The following is a 17,837-nucleotide window of genomic DNA, read 5'->3' as shown; positions in this document are numbered from 1 at the left end:
GGTCGACGCCATGCGCCGACCGCATCGGTCGGCACGACGATTTACTCTTCTCAACATCATCCGTCGTCAGGCACAGCCGGCCGTCGCCGAGGAAGCGGGTGAAGCCGTCCCAGCGGGTCAGCATGTAGTCCATCGCCTTGGCTACGGGGGCATGGCGGGAGAGCCGGGCTCGCTCCGTCCGCATCCAGCCCTCCAGCGCGGCTACCAGGGTGACGCCGTGCTCCTGGCGTGCCGCCAGCCGCTCGGCCGCCGGCTTGCCGTTCAAGGCGCGCTCAAGATCGAAGAGGGCGTCGATGCGCCTCACGGCTTCCAGCGCCAGCGGCGAGATCGGCGGGGCATCCTTGCCGCGTTTGGTGTTCATGGCGATGTCGGCCAACTTGAAGAAGCCGCGCCGGGCATGTGCCCAGCACAGCACCTCGCTGATCGGCCCCGGCCGGCGGTCGGGTTCGTACAGCCGGTTGTAGCCGGCGAACGCATCGGCCTGCAGCCAGCCCGTGAAGCCGGCCAGGTGCCGTTCAGGATGCTCACCCTTGCGGTCGCGCGAATAGTGGAACAGCGCTGCCGGTGGGGCTTGGCCGGCAAACGGCCGGTCATCACGCACATACACCCACAGCCGCCCGGTGTCGGTCTTGCCCTTGGCCAGCACGGGCACCGGCGTGTCGTCGCCATGCAGCCGCCCGGCCGCCATCACATGCGCGGCGATCAGGTCGTGCAGCGGCTTCAGCACCGCGGCGGCGGTGCCCACCTGGTCGGCCAGGGTGGACAGGCTGAGCGGCACGCCTTCCCGCGCGTAGCGCTCGGCCTGCCGGTTCAGCGGCTGATGCTGGCCGAACTTCTCGAACAGGAGGGTGGCCAGCAGGTTGGGGCCGGCCCAGCCCCGCGGGGTGGTGTGAAACGGCGCCGGCGGCTGGCTGATCGTCTCGCAGGCCCGGCAGGAGAACCGCTCGCGCACCGTCTGGATCACCTTCCACCGGCGCGGGATCACCTCCAGCGTCTCGGTGATCGTCTCGCCCAGCTTGCACAGCTTGTCCGAGCCGCAGCACGGGCAGTTCGCCGGGGCCGGCACAACGACGCGCTCACGCGGCAGGTGGTCGGGAAAGGGCTGGCGCGATGGCCGTTTGCGGGTGAAGGCCGCCACCGCGGTGATGCGGGCAGCGGCCTGTTCGGCCGCCAACTCGTCCTCGCTGGCCGTCGCTTCCAACTCCTCGAGCTGGAACTCCAACTGGTCCAGCAGGCGTGCCTTGCGCTCGGAGCGTGTGCCGTAAAGCTCGCGCCGGAGCTTCTCGATTTCCAGCTTCAGGCTGGCGATCAGCGCCTCGGTGTTGGACGCCATCGCCCTGGCCCGGGCCGCTTCGGCTTCCGCGGCGTCCGCCCGCGCCTCGGCCTGCGCCAAGGCAGCGCGCAGGCTGGCGATGTCGTCGGCCAAGGCGGCAGGGGGCGGAGCGGCGGTCATGGCGCCAGTTTACCCGGGATCGCGCCGTCGAGCCACCGCAATCTCCCCTGAACCAGCCCGTCGATTCACCGTGTCGCAGTCACCCCGCGGCCTCGGGGCGCCAAGTCTTCTGCGGGTTGCGCCAGTCGATGCCTTCGAGCAGATAGCCCATCTGTCCAACCGAGATCGACACCGCGCCGTCCGCCGGCGTCGGCCAGATGAACCGGCCCCGCTCCAACCTCTTCATGAACAGGCAACTGCCCTGGCCGTCATGCCAGATGATCTTCACAAGATCGCCGCGGCGTCCGCGGAAGATGAAGAGATGGCCGCTGTGCGGGTCCTGGGCGAAGCGTTCCTGCACCAGCAACGCCAAGCTCGCCCAGCCCTTGCGCATGTCGGTGTGCCCGGTGGCCAGCCACACCCGCACTCCGCTCGGCACCGGGATCATGCCAGGGCACCGACGACGGCCGCCGCGAGGGCCGGGTCGACCGGCCCTTCCAGACGCAGGCGTGTCCCGCTGGGCAAGATGACCTCGAGGATCGCCGGGCTCGTGGCCGGCGGCGCCGGAGGCGGCAATGACCCAGGGGGCTCCACGACCGGCGGTTCCGTTACGGTCGGCTCCGGCGCGATGGTCACCGCGACGAAGCTGGACGGTTCGGCCACGGCACTCCCTGTGGCCTTCATCAGCCCCCGCCAGCGATACAGCAGGCTTTCGTGCACGCCCAGCCGGCGGGCCGCGTCCGTCACCACCACGCCGGGGCGGAACGCCTCCTCGACCATCCGCACTTTCTCCGCCGGCGTGTAATTCCGCCGCCGCTCCGTTCCCGTCAGAACCTCGACCCGCTGATAAGCCATGACGTTTGCAACTCGTTTGCGTCCGCGCGATGACGCGCCACACAAACCTCAGACGCCAACCCCTACTTTGCCAAGGCGGCGCTCACCGGAGGCGTACGACATGGGGGCGTTTCCTGGTGGCGAACTGATCCGCCATTTGCGCAGAATTGCGCACGAATACTCGGAATTGCGCGTTGGCGCGCACGAGCGCGAAGCTGCCTCTGCGTTGCGCTCCGATCATGCACCGATGACGACCGAACGGAAAGTCAACGACACGCGCCGCAAGCGTTGCGTCTTCATGCCGTCGATCATGTCGGATTTTCGCGCCGGTATTCCGTGCAACCAGTCGTATCGTGCCGGTCCCGACAGTCTCAGCAGACTGCACGTCGGCAACGTCATTTCGCGCCGCGCGCCGGTGGCGGCGCACTGAAACGTCATGACGACGGAACTGCCAAGGCTGAGGATGGCGATGGTGTCACCGAAACAGGGAACGCAGTCGATATGCGCCGAAATGCCTTGGCCCGTCAGGTATTCATTGACGATGACCTGATCCGGCACAGTGTAGAATACGCCTTTATCGACAAGACGTCCGGCGAGCACGGCCAACCATCCCGGCAAAGGCCCCAGATGGTCGCCAGGCAAAACAGAGCGGGCGCGATAGTCATAGCGAAAGCCATAGTGCTGAACACGACGTTTAAGGTCATTCCGCCAGTTGCCGCCGTCCACTTGTTTAAGCAGTTGGCTTTCCTCAGCTTTACCGATCCAATCGTTGTTCAGGGCCAGACCCGGAATCCGCAGCCCCTCCTCACAGGCAGCGATCAAGGGAACGTCAGCGCTCATGGTTGGAGAATCCATGTTTCGAACGACTGATGTTCTTTCAGAGCACTGTCTTCATCGTTGGTGTTGACGTGCGAATAGGATGGAAAATCGCCCGGAGAGAAAGGAATGGCGTAAAAATTCTTTATGCCGGCGTATTCGGCCGCTTCATCCATGCGGAAGCGTCCGTCATAATATGAGCTATTAACGACGGTGATGATAATTTCTCCGTCCTGCCGAAGGTGTTCGACGGCACTCCTCAGAAAGCCTCGAACAAGGACATAGTTAGGGTTGTGTCCTCGGTTCGGTTCCCGGCTGCCGGCATTGGGAAATTGAAAAATGATCGTATCAAACTTCTGATGATGAAACGTCCGATCCAAATTTGTTGCATCCACATTATCGAGTACGGTTACCCCCACTCTGGATAATTTCCGGACATTGGTTTTGGCGTCATCGGAAATGTCACGGCTGCTTTCGTGTATTGTCGAGGTGATCGACATCGGTATGGCATGATGATCAAAAACAAGTGAGGCTGTGAAACTAAAATTTCCTTCCCCAACGAGAAGAGTCTTACCGCTGAATGCCCGACTAACGATATGGTTTTGGCGCGCATTTTGGACGTTGCCAAAGTCACCTGAAGTAAAAGGTTGCTCATCGATACAGCGATCGGCGCCGTACCGTGCCGCAAACCAATTTGTAACAATATTATGCGTTGATGCGCTTTGCGGGTGACGAGAATCGCGATAGGCAGATGACCCGATGAGACGGTCAATTTCGTGCGGTGACGGGAATTCTAAAGGCATCGCGGTTCGATTCCCATGTTAGGTGACGGTCGCGGCTCATACTCGGGTATCCTGTCGCGTACTATACGTTCCCATTTTGTTCTAAATTGAGTGCAGTGTCAAGCGATTTGGCGGGCATCATCATTGCCAACGTCTGGACTGTCCGGCGACGTGAGTTCTGGCTACGTTTCCGCGCTCGCCACGACAATGGGTTCGTAATACGCTGATTTCGAATACAAATTTTCAGCGAATGTTAAATCCCGGTTGCCGCCGCTCCGCCATCATTTCCCCCGCGTTACTTCTCGGATGGCGGCGGATGGAAACGGACAAACGGCATGGGCTGGGCGCTGCTCCGCATGCCGCACAGCACACCAGGAACCGCCGCTCCGCCATCAATGGCCGAACCACCCGCCACCCTGACTATGCCGTGTTCTTGCGATCCGCAAGCGGATCGAGGAAGTCTTCGGCTGGTTCAAGGGAGCCGGCATGTGCAAAACGCGTTATCGTGGCACCGCCCGGGTCGGCCGGATGTTCACGTTGACCTCCGCCGCCGACAATCCGATCCGATCGCCCGGGCTGCTGACCAAAGCATAATCATGCCCGGAGCCCGCCTGAACGGCTGTTCCGGGAACCTGAGACTGAGCAAAGTCGAGCAGAGGCTCCGGTTGTGAAAGGGATGGAAGTGCCTTTCTGACAAGGAGTGTTTGGGAACGGCGCCGCACCTGCCAACCCACCCTGGGATGGAGGTGCGGGCGCCGTCCGCGCGGATGGTATCAAGAGGCGGTGCGGATGGTCCCGACACGTCCCCCGGCCAGGAAGTCCTCCGCGGCCCGCCCGCCGACGCGGAGGCCGCTGTCCTTCTCGAACAGGGAGAAGTCCTTCAGCAGGCAGTCGATCCCGACCGCCTCGCCGACGCGCAGTTCGCTGTAGCCGGGGACAGAGACCATCACCTCATCGGTCAGGCCGCCGTCGTCGTCATGGGCGGTGTGGACGCCGGACAGCTTCACCGAGATCAGCGATTCCGCCCCCACATGCTCGACCAGGGTGACAGTGCCCGGCAGGCTCTTGCCCTGGCCCGGCGGCACGACGGCGAGCGCGCCGGGGCGCAGGCCCAGCCAGACCTTCATGCGGCTGCCGCCGCCCGCCCGCTCGGCCCCAGGGCGCTCGGCCTTATCGGGCAGCGGCAGGACGCTGTTGCCGATGCGCACGGTCATGCCCTCGACCTCGGCGTCGATCAGGTTCATCGGCGGCGTGCCGATGAAGCGGGCGACGTAGGTGTTGGCCGGCTTCTCGTAGATCTCGCGCGGGGTGCCGTACTGCTGGAGGTGCCCGTCGCGCATCAGCGCGATGCGGGTGCCCATGGTCATCGCCTCGATCTGGTCGTGGGTGACGTAGACGAAGTTGCCGCCGACCCGCTGGTGGAGCTGGGTGATCTCCGCCCGCATGGCGGTGCGCAGCTTGGCGTCGAGGTTCGACAGCGGCTCGTCCATCAGGAAGGCCGACGGCTCGCGCACCATGGCGCGGCCGAGCGCCACGCGCTGGCGCTGGCCGCCCGACAGGGTGCGCGGGTGGCGGTCGAGCACCTTGGTCAGGGCCAGCGTGTCGGCGGTGCGCTCCACCAGCTCGCGCACCTCCGGCGAGTTCTCGATGCGGCGCTTGAAATAGTCGCCGATGAAGGGGATGTGGAACCACCAGCGGAACTGCCGCATGATCAGCGGGAAGGCGATGTTCCGGCGCACCGTCATGTGTGGGTAGAGCGCGTAGGACTGGAAGACGAAGGCCATGTCGCGGTCGCTGGGCGGCAGTTCGTCCACCCGCTTGCCGCCGAGATGGATCTCGCCGCTGGTCACCGTCTCAAGCCCCGCGATCATGCGCAGGATGGTGGACTTGCCGCAGCCCGACGGGCCGAGCAGCACCAGGAATTCGTCGTCGCCGGCCTCCAGGCTCACGTTGTCGATCACGGTCAGGGAACCGAAGGACTTCGTGACGTTCTGCAGTTTGATAGCCATGGGCTTTTCCCTTTTATCTCTCGGGCGTGTCGGTGCAAGGGGGGCGGGATCGGCCCACGGTCAGCCCTTGACGCCGCCGGTCGTCATGCCGGCGACCACGTAGCGTTGGACGAACAGGTAGAAGACGACCGCCGGCAGCGTGTAGATGAAGCCGACCGCCATGACCGTGTGGACCGGCGTGCTCAGCTCGCCCACGAAGCTGGCGAGGCCGACCGAGGCGGTGCGCAGGGCGTCGTCGCTGATGAAGGTCTGGGCGAAGACATACTCGTTCCAGCCGTGGAAGAAGGCGATCACCGCCGCCGCTGCCAGAGTCGGCGCGATCAGCGGAACCACCACCGCCAGCACGATGCCGAGGCGGGAGCAGCCGTCCACCCTTGCGGCCTCCTCGATCTCCGACGGCACGCCGTCGATGGCGCCCTTCAGGATCCAGGTCACCACCGGCACCGTGAAGGCCGTGTTGGCCAGGATCAGGCCGAGCAGCGTGTTGAGCAGCGACAGCTTGGTGAAGATGTCGTAGAGCGGCACCACCAGCATCGCTTCCGGCAGCATCTGCGTCATGAACAGCGCGAAGCCGAGCAGCAGCTTGCCGTTGAAAGTCAGGCGCGACAGCGCGTAGGCCGGCAGCACCGACAGCAGGATGCTCAGCACCGTCGTGCCGACCGCGACGATCAGGCTGTTGACCAGCCATTGACGCAACGAGGTCTCGGTGAAGGCGGCGGCGTAGGTGCCGATCTGCGACAGCGTCGGCAGCAGGTTCGGCGTGTCGTCGAACAGCCGCTCCGACGGGGTGAGCGAGGTTACCAGCATCCAGTAGAGCGGGAAGGCCGCCACCCCGAGGAGGACCAGGACGGCGAGCGTGCGGGCCGTGGAATTGTGTTTCATGAGATCACCGTTTCCCGGCGGCCTTTTCCGCCCGCGTCGACAGCCAGAAATAGACCAGCGTCACCAGGATCGCGACGACCAGCCCGATGATGCCGACCGCCGCCGCCCGGCCGAGGTCGAGATAGACGAAGGCGCGGCGGTAGAGGTCGATGACCAGCGTGTTGGTTTCGCCCAGCGGGCCGCCCTGGGTCATCAGCCAGATCACGTCGAAGCGGCGCAGCGACCACACCGTGATGAGCAGGGTCAGCAGAGCCACCGACGGGCGGATGGTCGGCCAAGTGACGGCGCGGAAGATGCTCAGCCGGTCGGCCCCGTCGATCACCGCCGCCTCGCGCAGTTCCGACGGCACGCCCTGGAGGGCGGCCAGGATGACGACGGAGGAGAAGGGGAAGATCTGCCAGATCGTGGTGATGAGGATGGCCGGCAGGGCGAAGGACGGCTCGTCCAGCCAGTTCACCCCGCCGTCGGCGAAGCCGAAGAACTGGGCGAGGTGGCTGAACAGGCCGTACTGAGCGTTGAACATCCACACGAAGATCAGCGCCGCGGCGACCGGCGGGGCGGCCCACGGAATGGTGACCAGCGCGCGGGCGATGCCGCGCCCCCGGAAGGTGCCGTCGAGCAGCAGCGCCGCCAGCAGGCCGAGCCCGATGGAGGCGACCACGCAGACCAGCGTGTAGACCGCGGTGACGCGCAGGACCTGATGGAACTCCGGGTCGAAGACGAGTTCGCGGTAATTGTCCAGCCCGACGTAGGTCTGCTGGCCGGGCGAGAGCAGCGAGGTGGAGGTGACGCTGAGCAGGAATTCCTGCACCAGCGGGTAGCCCTGGAAGACCAGGAGATAGAGCGCCACCGGGGCGACGAAGAGCGCGGGAACCCAGCGGCCATGGTCGATCGGCGCGCGCCGCGCGGCGGCCCTGGGCTGGCTCACGGTCCTGCTCATCATGATGCGGTATCCGGAGTTGGGACCACGGCGATCGCATTCGTTGTTCCCTCTCCCCTCTGGGGAGAGGGTTTAGGGTGAGGGGGGTGCGCTTGTGCCGAATGCAACGACACGCGCAACCCCCTCACCGGCCCTTCGGGCCACCCTCTCCCCGGAGGGGAGAGGGTTAGAACGTCGAACACGATCACCGTGGAGTTGGACCGGCGGTACCGAAGCACCGCCGGTGCGGGCGTTACTTCTGGGCGAGCACGCGGGCGGTGATCAGGCGCTGCGCCTCGTCCATGGCGGTCTGCGGGGCGACGCCGCCCTGGAGCACCTTGAGGAGCTGCTGGACGATGATCTGCTGGATCTCCGGCGCCTTGGTCTCAAGCCCCTGCGGCAGGGCCGGCACGCTGTTCGGGGTCTGCGCGTCGTAGACCTTCAGCCAGGGCATGGCCTGAAGCTCCTCCGGCGTGCGCTCCACCGTCGTCGCGACGTTGGCGGCACCCAGAAGGGTCTGGAGTTCCTGCTGCTGCTGGGGCTGGAGCGCCCATTGCAGGAACTTGCCGGCGGCGTCCTTCACCTTGGTGTTGGCGTTGATGGTCACCGGGGCCAGGATCATGCCCTGCTCCTTGTGCGGGAAGGGCGACGGGGCGGCGGCGATGGGGTGCGCCTTGCCCTGCGAGGTCAGGATGGTGGCGACGCCGCCGTTGTCGATCTCCATGGCGACCTTGCCTTCCCAGAACATCCGCCGGTAGGTGGCGGCGTCGGTGCCCTTGGGGATCATGCCGGCGTCATAGACGGTCTTGTAGGCGGCGACACCCGCCACGACCTCCGGGCTGTTGAAGGTCGGCGTGCCGTCCGGCTTGGACCAGCGCCCGCCGAAGCCGTAGACGAAGTTGGTCAGGTCGTACCAGACGCCGCCGCGCTCGGCCATCGTGGCGCGGAAGGCGAAGCCGTAGTTGCCGTCCTTCGTCGCCTCCTTGCCGAGCTTCACGAACTCCTCGAAGGTCTTGGGCGGCGTGCCGTTGGGCAGCAGCGCGGCGTTGTAGACCATCGCGTAGTTGGCGGTGTCGAAGGCGAAGCCGTAGCGCTTGCCCTCGACCTTCATGTACTGGTCGGCGGCGGTGAAATTGTGGGCGCCGTCCTTCACGATGTCGTCGATCGGCAGGACCGACTTGGCGGCCACCGCGGCGTAGAACTCCGGCAGGTCGAAGCGGATGACGTCGGGGCCGCCGTTGCCGCCCATCTGCGTGAAGATGGTGGTGGCGAAGGAGGAGAAGGGGATGGTGACCGGCTTCACCTCGATGTCGGGCTGGGACTGGTTGAACTTCTCCACCCAGGCCTTCAGCCGGTCGCCGCGGCCGACCTCGGCGAAGTGGGACGCAGCGAAGGTCACCACCGTCTTGCCCGACGATTGGGCCAGGGCGACCGACGCGGTGCCCAGCGCCAAGGCGGCGGCCAGCCCGCCGGCCAGAAGGGGGGTGATGCCCGTGATTGCGCTCAGAAACGGCTTCATGCTGCGTCCTCCTCCGAATTTGTTCGTTTGCTGTCTTTTTTGGTTGGTTTAGCCCGCAATCCCGGAACCATACCAGAGTATGCGGGCCGGTGATTGGGGTTCAGTGCCGGCCCAACGCTCCGTCAACCCGGCGCCACAGCCCCAGCGGGTTGCCGTCGCGCAGGGCTTGCGGCAACAGGTCGGCCGGGATGTCCTGGTAGCAGACGGGCCGCAGGAACCGCTCGATGGCCGCCGTGCCGACCGAGGTGGTGCGGCCGTCCGACGTGGCCGGGAAGGGGCCGCCATGCACCATGGCGTGGCAGACCTCGACGCCCGTCGGCCAGCCGTTGGCCAGGATGCGGCCGGCCTTGCGTTCCAGCGTCGGCAGCAGGACCGCCGCCGCTCCGGCGTCGGCCGCGTCCATCTGCAGGGTCGCGGTGAGCTGGCCGTCCAGCCGCTCCGCCACGGCGCGCAAAGACTCCAGATCCGGGCAGCGAATGAGCAGCGAGGCGGCGCCGAACACCTCCTCGCGCAGGGCCGGATCGTCGAGGAAGGCGTCGGCGGTCGTGGCGAACAGCGCCGCCCGGCACCGGTTGGGGCCTTCGCCGTCCAGCCCGCGGGCCAGCGTCGCCACGAGGGCGTTGCCGGCCAGGGCGGCCACCCCGGCGTCGAAGGCGGCGTGGATGCCCGGCGTCAGCATGGTCGGCGCCGCGCTGCCGCCCAGCGCCTCCACGGCGGATGTCACGAAGCGGTCGAGGTCCGGCCCGTCCACCGCTAGCAGGATACCGGGGTTGGTGCAGAACTGCCCGGCGCCCATGGTCAGCGAGGCGACGAAGCCCCGGCCCAGAGCCTCGGCCCGCGCGGCGAGCGCCGCCGGCAGCAGGAAGACCGGGTTGATGCTGCTCATCTCCGCGTAGACGGGGATCGGCTCCGGGCGCTTGGCCGCCACCTCCATCAGCGCTACGCCGCCGCGGCGCGATCCGGTGAAGCCGACCGCCTTGATGCGCGGGTCGGCGACCAGCGCCGTGCCCACCGACGAGCCGGCACCGAAGATCAGCGAGAAGACGCCCTCCGGCAGCCCGCATTCGGCGACGGCGGCCTGGACGGCGCGGCCGACCAGCTCCGACGTGCCGGGATGGGCGGAGTGGGCCTTGACCACCACCGGGCAGCCGGCGGCGAAGGCCGAGGCGGTGTCGCCCCCGGCCACCGAGAAGGCCAGCGGGAAGTTGCTGGCTCCGAACACCGCCACCGGGCCGAGCGGGATGCGGCGCTGGCGCAGGTCGGGGCGGGGCAGGGGCGCCCGCTCCGGCAGGGCCGGGTCGATGCGGGCGCCGATCCAGCTTCCTTCCCGCACCACCGCGGCGAACAGGCGGAGCTGGCCGACGGTGCGCCCACGCTCTCCCTCCAGCCGGGCGCGCGGCAGGCCGCTTTCGGCCATGGCGCGGACGATCAACGCGTCGCCGAGCTCGAGGATGTTGCGGGCGACCGCCTCCAGGAAGACGGCGCGGTCCTCCGGCGCGGTCTCGCGGAAGCGGTCGAAGGCGTCCCAGGCGAGTTGGCAGGCGCGGTCCACCTCCGCCGTCCCGCCGCCGCCGAAGGCGGGCTCCAGCGTCGCCTCGGTGGACGGGTCGATGGCGTGGATCTCGCCGTTGCGGCCGCGGTGGCTCTCGGCGCCGATCAGCATCATGCCGGTGAGGGTCACGGGCGGGTCCTTTCTTGTTCGCGCTGCTCTTGGTCTCGGGGCGGCATCAGCCGAGCAGGCCGCGGCCCGCGAGGTTCCGCATCAGCGCTGCGGCGCCGAAGTCCCAGGGCGCGCAGTCGGCGCAATGGCGGACCCGGTTGGTCAGGCTGCCCAGCGCCGGGGCGGTGATGGTCACCACGTCGTCCAGCTTGTGGGTGAAGCCCTCGCCCGGACGGTCGCGGTCCTCGACCGGCGCGAACATGGTGCCGAGCAGCAGGACGAAGCCGTCCGGATACTGGTGGTTCTCGCCGATGGTGGCCTCGACCAGCTCCATCGGGTCGCGGCTGATCTGCGACATGGAGCTGGAGCCCTCCAGCCGGAAGCCGTCGCTGCCCTCGACCACCAGCCCAAGCTCGGCGCTGCGCACGCCGTCGAGCGTGAAGCGGTCGTCGAACAGGCGGATGAACGGGCCGATGGAGCCGCTGGCGTTGTTGTCCTTGGCCTTGCCGAGCAGCAGGGCGGAGCGCCCCTCCACATCGCGCAGGTTCATGTCGTTGCCGAGCGTGGCGCCGACGATGTCCCCGCGGCTGGAGGCCAGGACGGCGATTTCCGGCTCCGGGTTGTTCCACACCGAATAGGGCGGGATGCCGACATGGGCGCCGGTGCCGACCGCCGACATCGGCTGGCCCTTGGTGAAGATCTCGGCGTCGGGGCCGATGCCGACCTCCAGATACTGCGACCACACCCCGCGGGCGATCAGCGCCTTCTTGACCTCCATGGCCTCCGGCGAGCCGGGCTTCAGGCTGGACAGGTCGCGCCCGATCAGCGCGTCGATGTCGGCGCGGATGGCCAGCGCCTTTTCCGGGGCGCCGCGCGCCTGCTCCTCGATGACGCGCTCCAGCAGGCTGACCACGAAGGTCACGCCGGACGCCTTCACCGCCTGGAGGTCGATGGGGGCCAGCAGCCAGGGCCGCTCCGGGTCGCGCCGGTCCTCGTCGGAGTTGGCGAGGATCGCGGCGGCGGTGCCGATCCATTCACCGGGCAAGTCGCGGACGATGGCTGCGGCGGCGCCGGTCTCCACCAGATCGCGCACGGTGGGCGCGTCGCTGCTGGTGATGTCGAAGACGTCCCGGCCGCGCACGGCGATGACCGAGGGGCCGACGCCGGGGCGCCAGGCGCGCCCGACCAGCAGCGCGCCCTCGTCCGCCGGCAGGGCGGCGGCGGGGTCGAGGGGAAGGGGTCGCTTGCTCATGGTTTCCTCTCCTCTTGCTTGCGCCGGGTGGTTACTTGCGCCGGAAGACCGGGCTGCGCTTTTCCTTGAAGGCGGCGCGCCCCTCGGCGGCGTCCGCGGTGGCGAAGCAGATGGTCTGCAGGTCGCGCTCGTACTCGATGGCCTTTTCCACCGGCATGGTGTGGGCGGCCTTCAGGTTCAGCTTCGCCGTCTCCGCCGCGATGGGGGCGCGGCTGGCGACGATGGCGGCGATCTCCTGCGCGCGGGCGAGCAGACGGTCGGCGGGCACCACCTCGCTGACGAGGCCCCAGGCCAGCGCCTTGTCCGCCGGGATGGGGTCGCCGGTCAGGATCATCATCGCGGCGTTGGAGGTGCCGATGGAGTGCGAGAGGAAGGCCGCCACGCCGCCGCCGCCGATCCAGCCGAGCTTAATCTCCGGCGCGCCGAACTGCGCGTTCTCGGACGCGATGCGGATGTCGCAGCTCATCGCCGTCTCCAGCCCGCCGCCGAAGGCGTAGCCGTTGACCGCGGCGATGCTGGGCTTGCGCAAGGACCGGATGGCGTCGCAATAGTCCTCGCGGTTGCGGAAGTTCCAGGCGGTGTCGTAGCGGTCCAGCTCGCGGATGTCGGAGCCGCAGCAGAAGGCGCGAGGCCCGGCGCCGGTCAGCACGACGCAGCGGATGTCGTCGTCGGCGTTGCAGCGGGCCACGGCGGCGACCAGCTCCGCGGCCATCTCCGGGGTCACCGCGTTCAGCTTCTGCGGGCGGTCGAGGGTGATGGTGGCGACGAAGCCGTCCACCGTGACGGTGACCGCGCCAAGCGCCGGATCGGGGGTGTTGAGCGAGTCCATGGGATGGGCCTTATCGTTCGGCGCCAGCAACAGGGCGGCTGGCGGCGTAGCGGTGTTGCAGACGGTCGAGCAACGCCGGGTGCGGCGTGCGGTCGGCCAGCGCGTCGCGGATCATCGCGGCGGCGTCGGCCTGGAAAGCGATGTAGCCGGCGTGGCGCGGGCGGACATAGGCGGCCTCCAGCGTCGCGGCGGTGTTGCGGTAGAAGCCGCCCCAGCGTTCGTTCACCGCCGCGTCCGCCCAGGCGTCGCGGCGGCTCGGCTGGCCGTCATGGGCCGGGATGAAGCTCCGCTGCGCCTCGGCGCCAAGCAGCCAGCGCAGATGGTCGAGCAGGGCCGGCGTCACCTCGCAGCGCACGGAGACGCCGATGCCGGTGCCGCCCAGCGTCGAGCCGGGACGCCCGTCCGCCGTGGCGCGCGGCGCGTCGGCGAAGGTGACCGGCGTCTCGCCCGCTGCGGTGGGGGCCGCGTAGTTGACGTAGCCGTAGACCAGCGGGCAGAGCGCCACGCCGTCGGTGCGGGCCATGTGGCCGAGCAGCCCGATGGGGTTCAGCCCGCGCACCGCCGCCGGCATCCGCCCGGCCAGCGTCGCCATGAGGTCGAGCACCTGCGTCCCCACCTCCGTCGAGACCAGCCGGTCGGGATCGGCCACCGCGGGCGGATCGCCGAAGGCCGCCGCCATGGACAGGAAGGTCAGGCAGGCGTGCGGCCCGGCCAGCGACAGGGCGACCGGCGCCCGTTCGGACAGGCTCGCCACATCCGCCCAGGTGACGGGGACCGGCCCGTCCAGAAGGTCGGCGCGGCAGGCCGTGACCTGCGTCGCCGCGTCGAGCGGCAGCGCCCAATGCCGGTCCGCGAAGCGGTAGCTGGCGAGGCTCGGCCCGATGCTGTCGCGCTGCCAGCCGGCGATGTCCTCGGCGGTGAACAGGTCCTCCAGCGGGATCAGGCCGCGTTCCGCCACGGCCTCCCCAACATGGGGGTGGTCGAGGACGATCAGGTCGTAGCGGGCGCAGAGGTCGCCGATCGGATGGGCCTCGAAGCCTTCGAGCGGCTGCTTGTCCCAATCGATCGCAAGCCCGTCGCGCGCCTCGTCCAGCCCGGCGGCGGCGGCCGCCAAGGCGTTGTAGCCGCGCGGGTGGTCCCAGGTCAGCGCGCGGTAGCGCATGCCCGAACCTCCTCTTCCTCCGCCTCCGCCTCCGGCTCGGTGGCGGCGACGACGCCGGCGGCCAGCAGACGGTCGACGGCCTCGGCGGTGAAGCCGGCGGCCTCCAGCACCTCGCGGGTGTGCTCGCCGGTCAGGGGGGCGCCGCGCTCGACCTCGGACGGGGTCTTGGAGAACTTGATCGGGAAGCCCGGCGTCTTGACGCGGCCCTCGGTCGGGTGGTCGTACTCGACGAAGGTGCCGTTGTGCTTGATCTGCGGGTCGTTCACGAGGTCGGCGTAGCCGTAGACCGGCCCGGCCCAGACCCCGGCGGCGTTGAACAGCTCCAGCCACTCCGCGGAGGTCTTCGCGGTCAGCCGGTCGCGGGTCTTGGCGAAGATCTCGTCGCGGCGCGACCAACTGTCGGTCTCGTCCTCCATGTCGAGGAACGACGGCTCGCCGATCAGCTCGCCCAGCAGCTTCAGCGGCGGGAAAGCCACGATGATGAAGCCGTCGCTGGTGGCGAAGGCGCCGTAGGGGGCGCGGATGTAGACGTGGGCGTGTGGCTCGGCGGAGCGGGTCTGCGGCTTGCCGCCGACCGTGAAGACCGACAGCTCCTGCATCTGGATCGTCGTGATGGCGTCCAGCATGTTGACCTGGACGAGCTGGCCCTCGCCGGTGCGCTCGCGGTGGAGCAGGGCGGCCAGCACGCCTTCGAAGGCGGTGTAGCCGGTGATCGCGTCCACGAGATACTGGCCGGCGGGGGTCGGGGCCTCGCCCTCGCGGCCCGCCGACAGCATGGCGCCGGACATGCCCTGCAACAGCAGGTCCTGGCCCGGACGCTGGACGTAGGGGCCGGTCTCGCCATAGCCGGAGATCGACAGGTAGATCAGGCGCGGGTTGACCGCGGAGAGCGATTCATAGTCCACGCCCAGCCGCTTGGCGACGCCCGGCCGGTAGTTCTGAAGGAAGACGTCGGCGGTCTTGACCAGCTCCATCAGCAGGGCCTTGCCCTCGGTGTTCTTCAGGTCGACGGCGAGCGAGCGCTTGTTCCGGTTCAGCGACAGGAAGGAGACGTTCACCTTGTTGCCGGTGATGCCGCCCGCCGCGGTGTGGCGCTGCCACTCGCCGGTCACCGGCTCCACCTTCACCACGTCGGCGCCGAGGTCGCCCAGGCGCTGCGCCGCCAGCGGGCCGGCCATGGCGATGGAGCAGTCGAGCACACGGTAACCGCTGAGGATGTTGCGTTTCTTGTCCATGATGTCCGGATCTTGTTGCCGTGGGTCCGCCGGCCATGGCGGAAGGATGGGGCGGAAGGATGGGTGGTCAGCCGTTGGTTGCCGGGGCTTGCGCGAAGAAGGCGCGGTTCCAGACGGGGCTGATGAGGATTTCGTTGACGCAGACGTGGGGCGGCATCTCGGCCACGAAGCGGATGGTGCGGCCCAGGTCTTCGGGCTGGAGCAGGCGCGCCATCTCCTCCGCCGGGGGCGGGGAGGGGCGCTGGCCCAGCAGGTCGGTCGCCACCTCGCCGGGCATGACCACGCAGGAGCGCAGGCCGTTGCGCCATTCCTCCATGTTCAGGCTGTGGCTCAGCGTCACCAGCGCCTGCTTCGTCGCGTTGTAGCCGGGGCCGCCGAGGACGAGCGCGTGCCGCCCGACCCAGGAGGACACGATGATGACGGTGCCGGACCGGTGCTCCCGCATGGCGGGCAGCACCGCCTGGATGGCGTGCATGGTGCCGTTGAGGTTGACGTCGACCAGCCGCCGCCAGCCCTCCGTCCCGAGGTCGCGGAAGCTGCGGTTGGGCAGGTTCATCCCGGCGCTGGCGACCAGCGTGTCGATTCGCCCGTGGCGGTCGAGGATCGCCGCCGCCACGCGCCGCACCGCCGCCTCGTCGGCCACGTCGAGGACCGCGGTCTCGGCCCTGCCGCCGGCGGCGCGGATGGACTCCGCCACGCGGTCGAGCGCGTCTTCGCGCCGTCCGGACAGGACGACGGTGGCGCCGCCCTGCGCCAGCGCCCGCGCGCTGGCCTCCCCGATTCCGCTGCCGCCGCCGGTGATCCAGGCGACGCTGTCCGCAAGAACGCTCATGTCTTGCCTGCTTCGTTGCTTGTCTTTGTTGCTTGCCCGCCGTGCGGCCATCGGGCCGTCGCGGTGTCCCTCCCAGCGTCCCCCGGATCGTCCACCTCCGCGTTCGTTCCGAGTGACCGCTAACGTGACCGGTAACATGATTGGTTGGGGCAATCAAGCATCTTTGGTGAGCGATAACGTTAGCGTTCGCGTGACCGCTAACATGAAATGCGCTATGGATTGTGGAAAGGGTGCCGCACCCGGCTTGCAACGGGCGGCGCGGCCATGCACAAGAAGGCGGCCGGTCGGTGCCCGAAGGCGGGCCGGCGGAAGCAGGATATGAGGTCATCCCAGGTGTCGGACGAAGGACAGCTTTCGCTCAGGAAGGCGGAGTCACGGCGGCGCTCCGCGACCCGCGCGGTGACGATGGCCGATGTGGCGCAGGCCGCGGGCGTCTCCACGCAGACGGTTTCGCGCGCGCTCCGCGATCCGCGCAGCGTCGGCCCGGACACGCTCGCCCGCATCGAGGAGGCGGTTCGCGAAACCCGCTACGTTCAGAACTTGGCGGCGAGCCACCTCGCCTCCAACCGCAGCATGACGGTGGCGGCGATCATCCCGACCATCTCCGCCTCGATCTTCGCGGAAACCATCCAGGGCCTGACCGACGTCCTGCTGCCGGAGGGCTATCAGGTCTTCCTCGGCCACACCGACTACATGGCGGCGCGCGAGGAGTCGCTGGTCCGCAGCTTCAGCGGGCGGCGCCCCGACGGCTTCTTCATCATCGGCACCCGCCACACCCAGGAGACCACGGCCCTGCTGAAGCGCACCGGGGTGCCGGTGGTGGAAAGCTGGAGCTGGACGAACCGCCCCGTCGACATGCTGGTCGGCTTCTCCAACCACGCCGCCCTGATGAGCGTGGTCGATCATCTGGTGGGGCGCGGCTACCGCCGGCTGGCCTTCACGGGCGTCATGAAGCCGGGCGACCACCGCGCCAAGGAGCGTCTGAAGGGTTTCCAGGACGCCCATGAGCGTCATTTCCCGGGCGTGACGCCGCGCGTCGTCACGGTCACCAGTGGGCCGATGGTGATGGCGACCGGCGTGGAGCTGCTGAAGCTGGTGCGGGAGCAGCATCCCGACACCGACGCCGTGGTGTTCGTCAGCGACGTGCTGGCCTCCGGCGCCCTGCTGGCCTGCAGCGGCCTGGGGATCTCGGTGCCGAAGGATCTGGCGATCACCGGGTTCGGCAATTACGACATCGCCGGGCAACTGACGCCGGGCCTGACCACCATCGCCATCGCCAGCCGCAGGATCGGCACGGAGTCCGCCAACCTCCTGCTGCGGCGGATGCAGGGGAGCGAGGTCGAGAACCGCACCCAGGATGTGGGATTCGAACTGCTGGTGCGGGGCAGCGCCTGAGCCTGCCGGGGTTGATCCGAGACCGGAGTTTCGTCCGGTCATTGGCAGAGATTCTGTGTATCCCAGCTCATGGCACCAACAACGCACAAAACCGCGACGGGTGTTCGGTGCCGGTTTCATGACGCGGGCTGTTGCATTTCTCCGCGGGATCGGTACCCTGTCCCGCATCGCCAGCCACGCTGGCCGTAAGCGTTCAACGTCAACCAACGCACTCAACGATCCTCGCCGATCGGAGTGCGTTCGCGTGTTCGGACGGACGGCCATCGGCGGGGACCAGTG

At 68.2% G+C, this 17,837-nt stretch carries 15 protein-coding genes and 2 pseudogenes; 2 read left to right on the top strand and 15 right to left on the bottom strand.

What is annotated here, in order from left to right; translation table 11 throughout:
• Window positions 1–43: 43 nt before the first annotated feature.
• The 5 genes and pseudogenes from tnpC to FBZ83_RS30035 form a co-directional block, all read right to left on the bottom strand.
• A pseudogene (gene tnpC / locus FBZ83_RS30055) lies at window positions 44–1,453 on the bottom strand (IS66 family transposase); the annotation flags it as partial.
• Window positions 1,454–1,532: 79 nt separating this feature from the next.
• The gene (gene tnpB, locus FBZ83_RS30050) at window positions 1,533–1,880 is read right to left on the bottom strand and encodes an IS66 family insertion sequence element accessory protein TnpB (RefSeq protein ID WP_145690542.1); all 348 of its coding nucleotides are present in this window, start codon (window positions 1,878–1,880) and stop codon (window positions 1,533–1,535) included.
• Window positions 1,877–2,287 carry an IS66-like element accessory protein TnpA gene (tnpA, locus tag FBZ83_RS30045; protein ID WP_145690540.1) on the bottom strand — a complete coding sequence of 137 codons (411 nt, stop codon included), beginning with the start codon at window positions 2,285–2,287 and terminating at the stop codon, window positions 1,877–1,879. Before tnpA ends, tnpB begins: the two co-directional genes overlap by 4 nt.
• A gap of 216 nt (window positions 2,288–2,503) precedes the next feature.
• The gene (locus FBZ83_RS30040; RefSeq protein WP_145690538.1) at window positions 2,504–3,106 is read right to left on the bottom strand and encodes an alpha-ketoglutarate-dependent dioxygenase AlkB; all 603 of its coding nucleotides are present in this window, start codon (window positions 3,104–3,106) and stop codon (window positions 2,504–2,506) included.
• Entirely contained in the window at window positions 3,103–3,885 is a 783-nt protein-coding gene (locus FBZ83_RS30035) for a class I SAM-dependent methyltransferase (protein WP_145690536.1), read from the bottom strand. Before FBZ83_RS30035 ends, FBZ83_RS30040 begins: the two co-directional genes overlap by 4 nt.
• A 319-nt stretch (window positions 3,886–4,204) precedes the next feature.
• On the opposite strand from FBZ83_RS30035, the pseudogene FBZ83_RS30030 reads away from it, so the two are divergent.
• A pseudogene (locus FBZ83_RS30030) lies at window positions 4,205–4,458 on the top strand (transposase); the annotation flags it as partial.
• A gap of 179 nt (window positions 4,459–4,637) precedes the next feature.
• Here the strand turns inward: FBZ83_RS30030 and FBZ83_RS32435 are convergent.
• The 10 genes from FBZ83_RS32435 to FBZ83_RS29980 all read right to left on the bottom strand — a co-directional run bounded on the left by FBZ83_RS32435 (window position 4,638) and on the right by FBZ83_RS29980 (window position 16,163).
• Window positions 4,638–5,873, bottom strand: coding sequence for an ABC transporter ATP-binding protein (locus FBZ83_RS32435; RefSeq protein WP_145690534.1), 1,236 nt, complete (start codon window positions 5,871–5,873; stop codon window positions 4,638–4,640).
• Window positions 5,874–5,933: 60 nt separating this feature from the next.
• Window positions 5,934–6,755: a carbohydrate ABC transporter permease gene (locus tag FBZ83_RS30020; protein ID WP_035677626.1), complete on the bottom strand. Its 822-nt coding sequence runs from the start codon at window positions 6,753–6,755 to the stop codon at window positions 5,934–5,936.
• A 4-nt stretch (window positions 6,756–6,759) separates the two neighbouring features.
• Complete coding sequence (locus tag FBZ83_RS30015) at window positions 6,760–7,698, bottom strand: carbohydrate ABC transporter permease (RefSeq protein WP_145690531.1); 939 nt, start codon at window positions 7,696–7,698, stop codon at window positions 6,760–6,762.
• A gap of 229 nt (window positions 7,699–7,927) precedes the next feature.
• Window positions 7,928–9,193: an ABC transporter substrate-binding protein gene (locus FBZ83_RS30010; RefSeq protein WP_051658308.1), complete on the bottom strand. Its 1,266-nt coding sequence runs from the start codon at window positions 9,191–9,193 to the stop codon at window positions 7,928–7,930.
• Window positions 9,194–9,293: 100 nt separating this feature from the next.
• Window positions 9,294–10,874, bottom strand: a complete 1,581-nt coding sequence (locus tag FBZ83_RS30005; RefSeq protein WP_145690529.1) for an aldehyde dehydrogenase (NADP(+)) — start codon at window positions 10,872–10,874, stop codon at window positions 9,294–9,296.
• A gap of 46 nt (window positions 10,875–10,920) precedes the next feature.
• Window positions 10,921–12,105 carry a fumarylacetoacetate hydrolase family protein gene (locus tag FBZ83_RS30000; RefSeq protein WP_145690527.1) on the bottom strand — a complete coding sequence of 395 codons (1,185 nt, stop codon included), beginning with the start codon at window positions 12,103–12,105 and terminating at the stop codon, window positions 10,921–10,923.
• A gap of 31 nt (window positions 12,106–12,136) precedes the next feature.
• Window positions 12,137–12,934 carry an enoyl-CoA hydratase/isomerase family protein gene (locus tag FBZ83_RS29995; RefSeq protein WP_145690525.1) on the bottom strand — a complete coding sequence of 266 codons (798 nt, stop codon included), beginning with the start codon at window positions 12,932–12,934 and terminating at the stop codon, window positions 12,137–12,139.
• Window positions 12,935–12,944: 10 nt separating this feature from the next.
• Window positions 12,945–14,096, bottom strand: coding sequence for an extracellular solute-binding protein (locus FBZ83_RS29990; protein ID WP_145690523.1), 1,152 nt, complete (start codon window positions 14,094–14,096; stop codon window positions 12,945–12,947).
• Window positions 14,078–15,331 (bottom strand): CaiB/BaiF CoA transferase family protein, encoded by a 1,254-nt coding sequence (locus FBZ83_RS29985; RefSeq protein ID WP_145690521.1) that lies wholly within the window; start codon window positions 15,329–15,331, stop codon window positions 14,078–14,080. The genes FBZ83_RS29990 and FBZ83_RS29985 overlap by 19 nt, the downstream gene beginning before the upstream one ends.
• Window positions 15,332–15,398: 67 nt before the next feature.
• Window positions 15,399–16,163, bottom strand: a complete 765-nt coding sequence (locus FBZ83_RS29980; RefSeq protein WP_145690519.1) for an SDR family oxidoreductase — start codon at window positions 16,161–16,163, stop codon at window positions 15,399–15,401.
• 318 nt (window positions 16,164–16,481) lie between these two features.
• Between FBZ83_RS29980 and FBZ83_RS29975 the strand changes: the two genes are divergently transcribed.
• Window positions 16,482–17,558, top strand: a complete 1,077-nt coding sequence (locus FBZ83_RS29975; RefSeq protein ID WP_211111671.1) for a LacI family DNA-binding transcriptional regulator — start codon at window positions 16,482–16,484, stop codon at window positions 17,556–17,558.
• Window positions 17,559–17,837: the final 279 nt, after the last annotated feature.

This window comes from Azospirillum brasilense (assembly GCF_007827815.1).
Lineage (GTDB): Bacteria > Pseudomonadota > Alphaproteobacteria > Azospirillales > Azospirillaceae > Azospirillum > Azospirillum brasilense_C.
This window is presented reverse-complemented; position numbering and strand designations above follow the sequence as displayed.

What these genes read in the sequence shown, in the direction of transcription:
- tnpB (WP_145690542.1), bottom strand. Translation starts at nt 1,880, where the DNA reads ATGATCCCGGTGCCGAGCGGAGTGCGGGTGTGGCTGGCCACCGGGCAC.
- tnpA (WP_145690540.1), bottom strand. Translation starts at nt 2,287, where the DNA reads ATGGCTTATCAGCGGGTCGAGGTTCTGACGGGAACGGAGCGGCGGCGG.
- FBZ83_RS30040 (WP_145690538.1), bottom strand. Translation starts at nt 3,106, where the DNA reads ATGAGCGCTGACGTTCCCTTGATCGCTGCCTGTGAGGAGGGGCTGCGG.
- FBZ83_RS30035 (WP_145690536.1), bottom strand. Translation starts at nt 3,885, where the DNA reads ATGCCTTTAGAATTCCCGTCACCGCACGAAATTGACCGTCTCATCGGG.
- FBZ83_RS32435 (WP_145690534.1), bottom strand. Translation starts at nt 5,873, where the DNA reads ATGGCTATCAAACTGCAGAACGTCACGAAGTCCTTCGGTTCCCTGACC.
- FBZ83_RS30020 (WP_035677626.1), bottom strand. Translation starts at nt 6,755, where the DNA reads ATGAAACACAATTCCACGGCCCGCACGCTCGCCGTCCTGGTCCTCCTC.
- FBZ83_RS30015 (WP_145690531.1), bottom strand. Translation starts at nt 7,698, where the DNA reads ATGATGAGCAGGACCGTGAGCCAGCCCAGGGCCGCCGCGCGGCGCGCG.
- FBZ83_RS30010 (WP_051658308.1), bottom strand. Translation starts at nt 9,193, where the DNA reads ATGAAGCCGTTTCTGAGCGCAATCACGGGCATCACCCCCCTTCTGGCC.
- FBZ83_RS30000 (WP_145690527.1), bottom strand. Translation starts at nt 12,105, where the DNA reads ATGAGCAAGCGACCCCTTCCCCTCGACCCCGCCGCCGCCCTGCCGGCG.
- FBZ83_RS29995 (WP_145690525.1), bottom strand. Translation starts at nt 12,934, where the DNA reads ATGGACTCGCTCAACACCCCCGATCCGGCGCTTGGCGCGGTCACCGTC.
- FBZ83_RS29990 (WP_145690523.1), bottom strand. Translation starts at nt 14,096, where the DNA reads ATGCGCTACCGCGCGCTGACCTGGGACCACCCGCGCGGCTACAACGCC.
- FBZ83_RS29985 (WP_145690521.1), bottom strand. Translation starts at nt 15,331, where the DNA reads ATGGACAAGAAACGCAACATCCTCAGCGGTTACCGTGTGCTCGACTGC.
- FBZ83_RS29980 (WP_145690519.1), bottom strand. Translation starts at nt 16,163, where the DNA reads ATGAGCGTTCTTGCGGACAGCGTCGCCTGGATCACCGGCGGCGGCAGC.
- FBZ83_RS29975 (WP_211111671.1), top strand. Translation starts at nt 16,482, where the DNA reads ATGAGGTCATCCCAGGTGTCGGACGAAGGACAGCTTTCGCTCAGGAAG.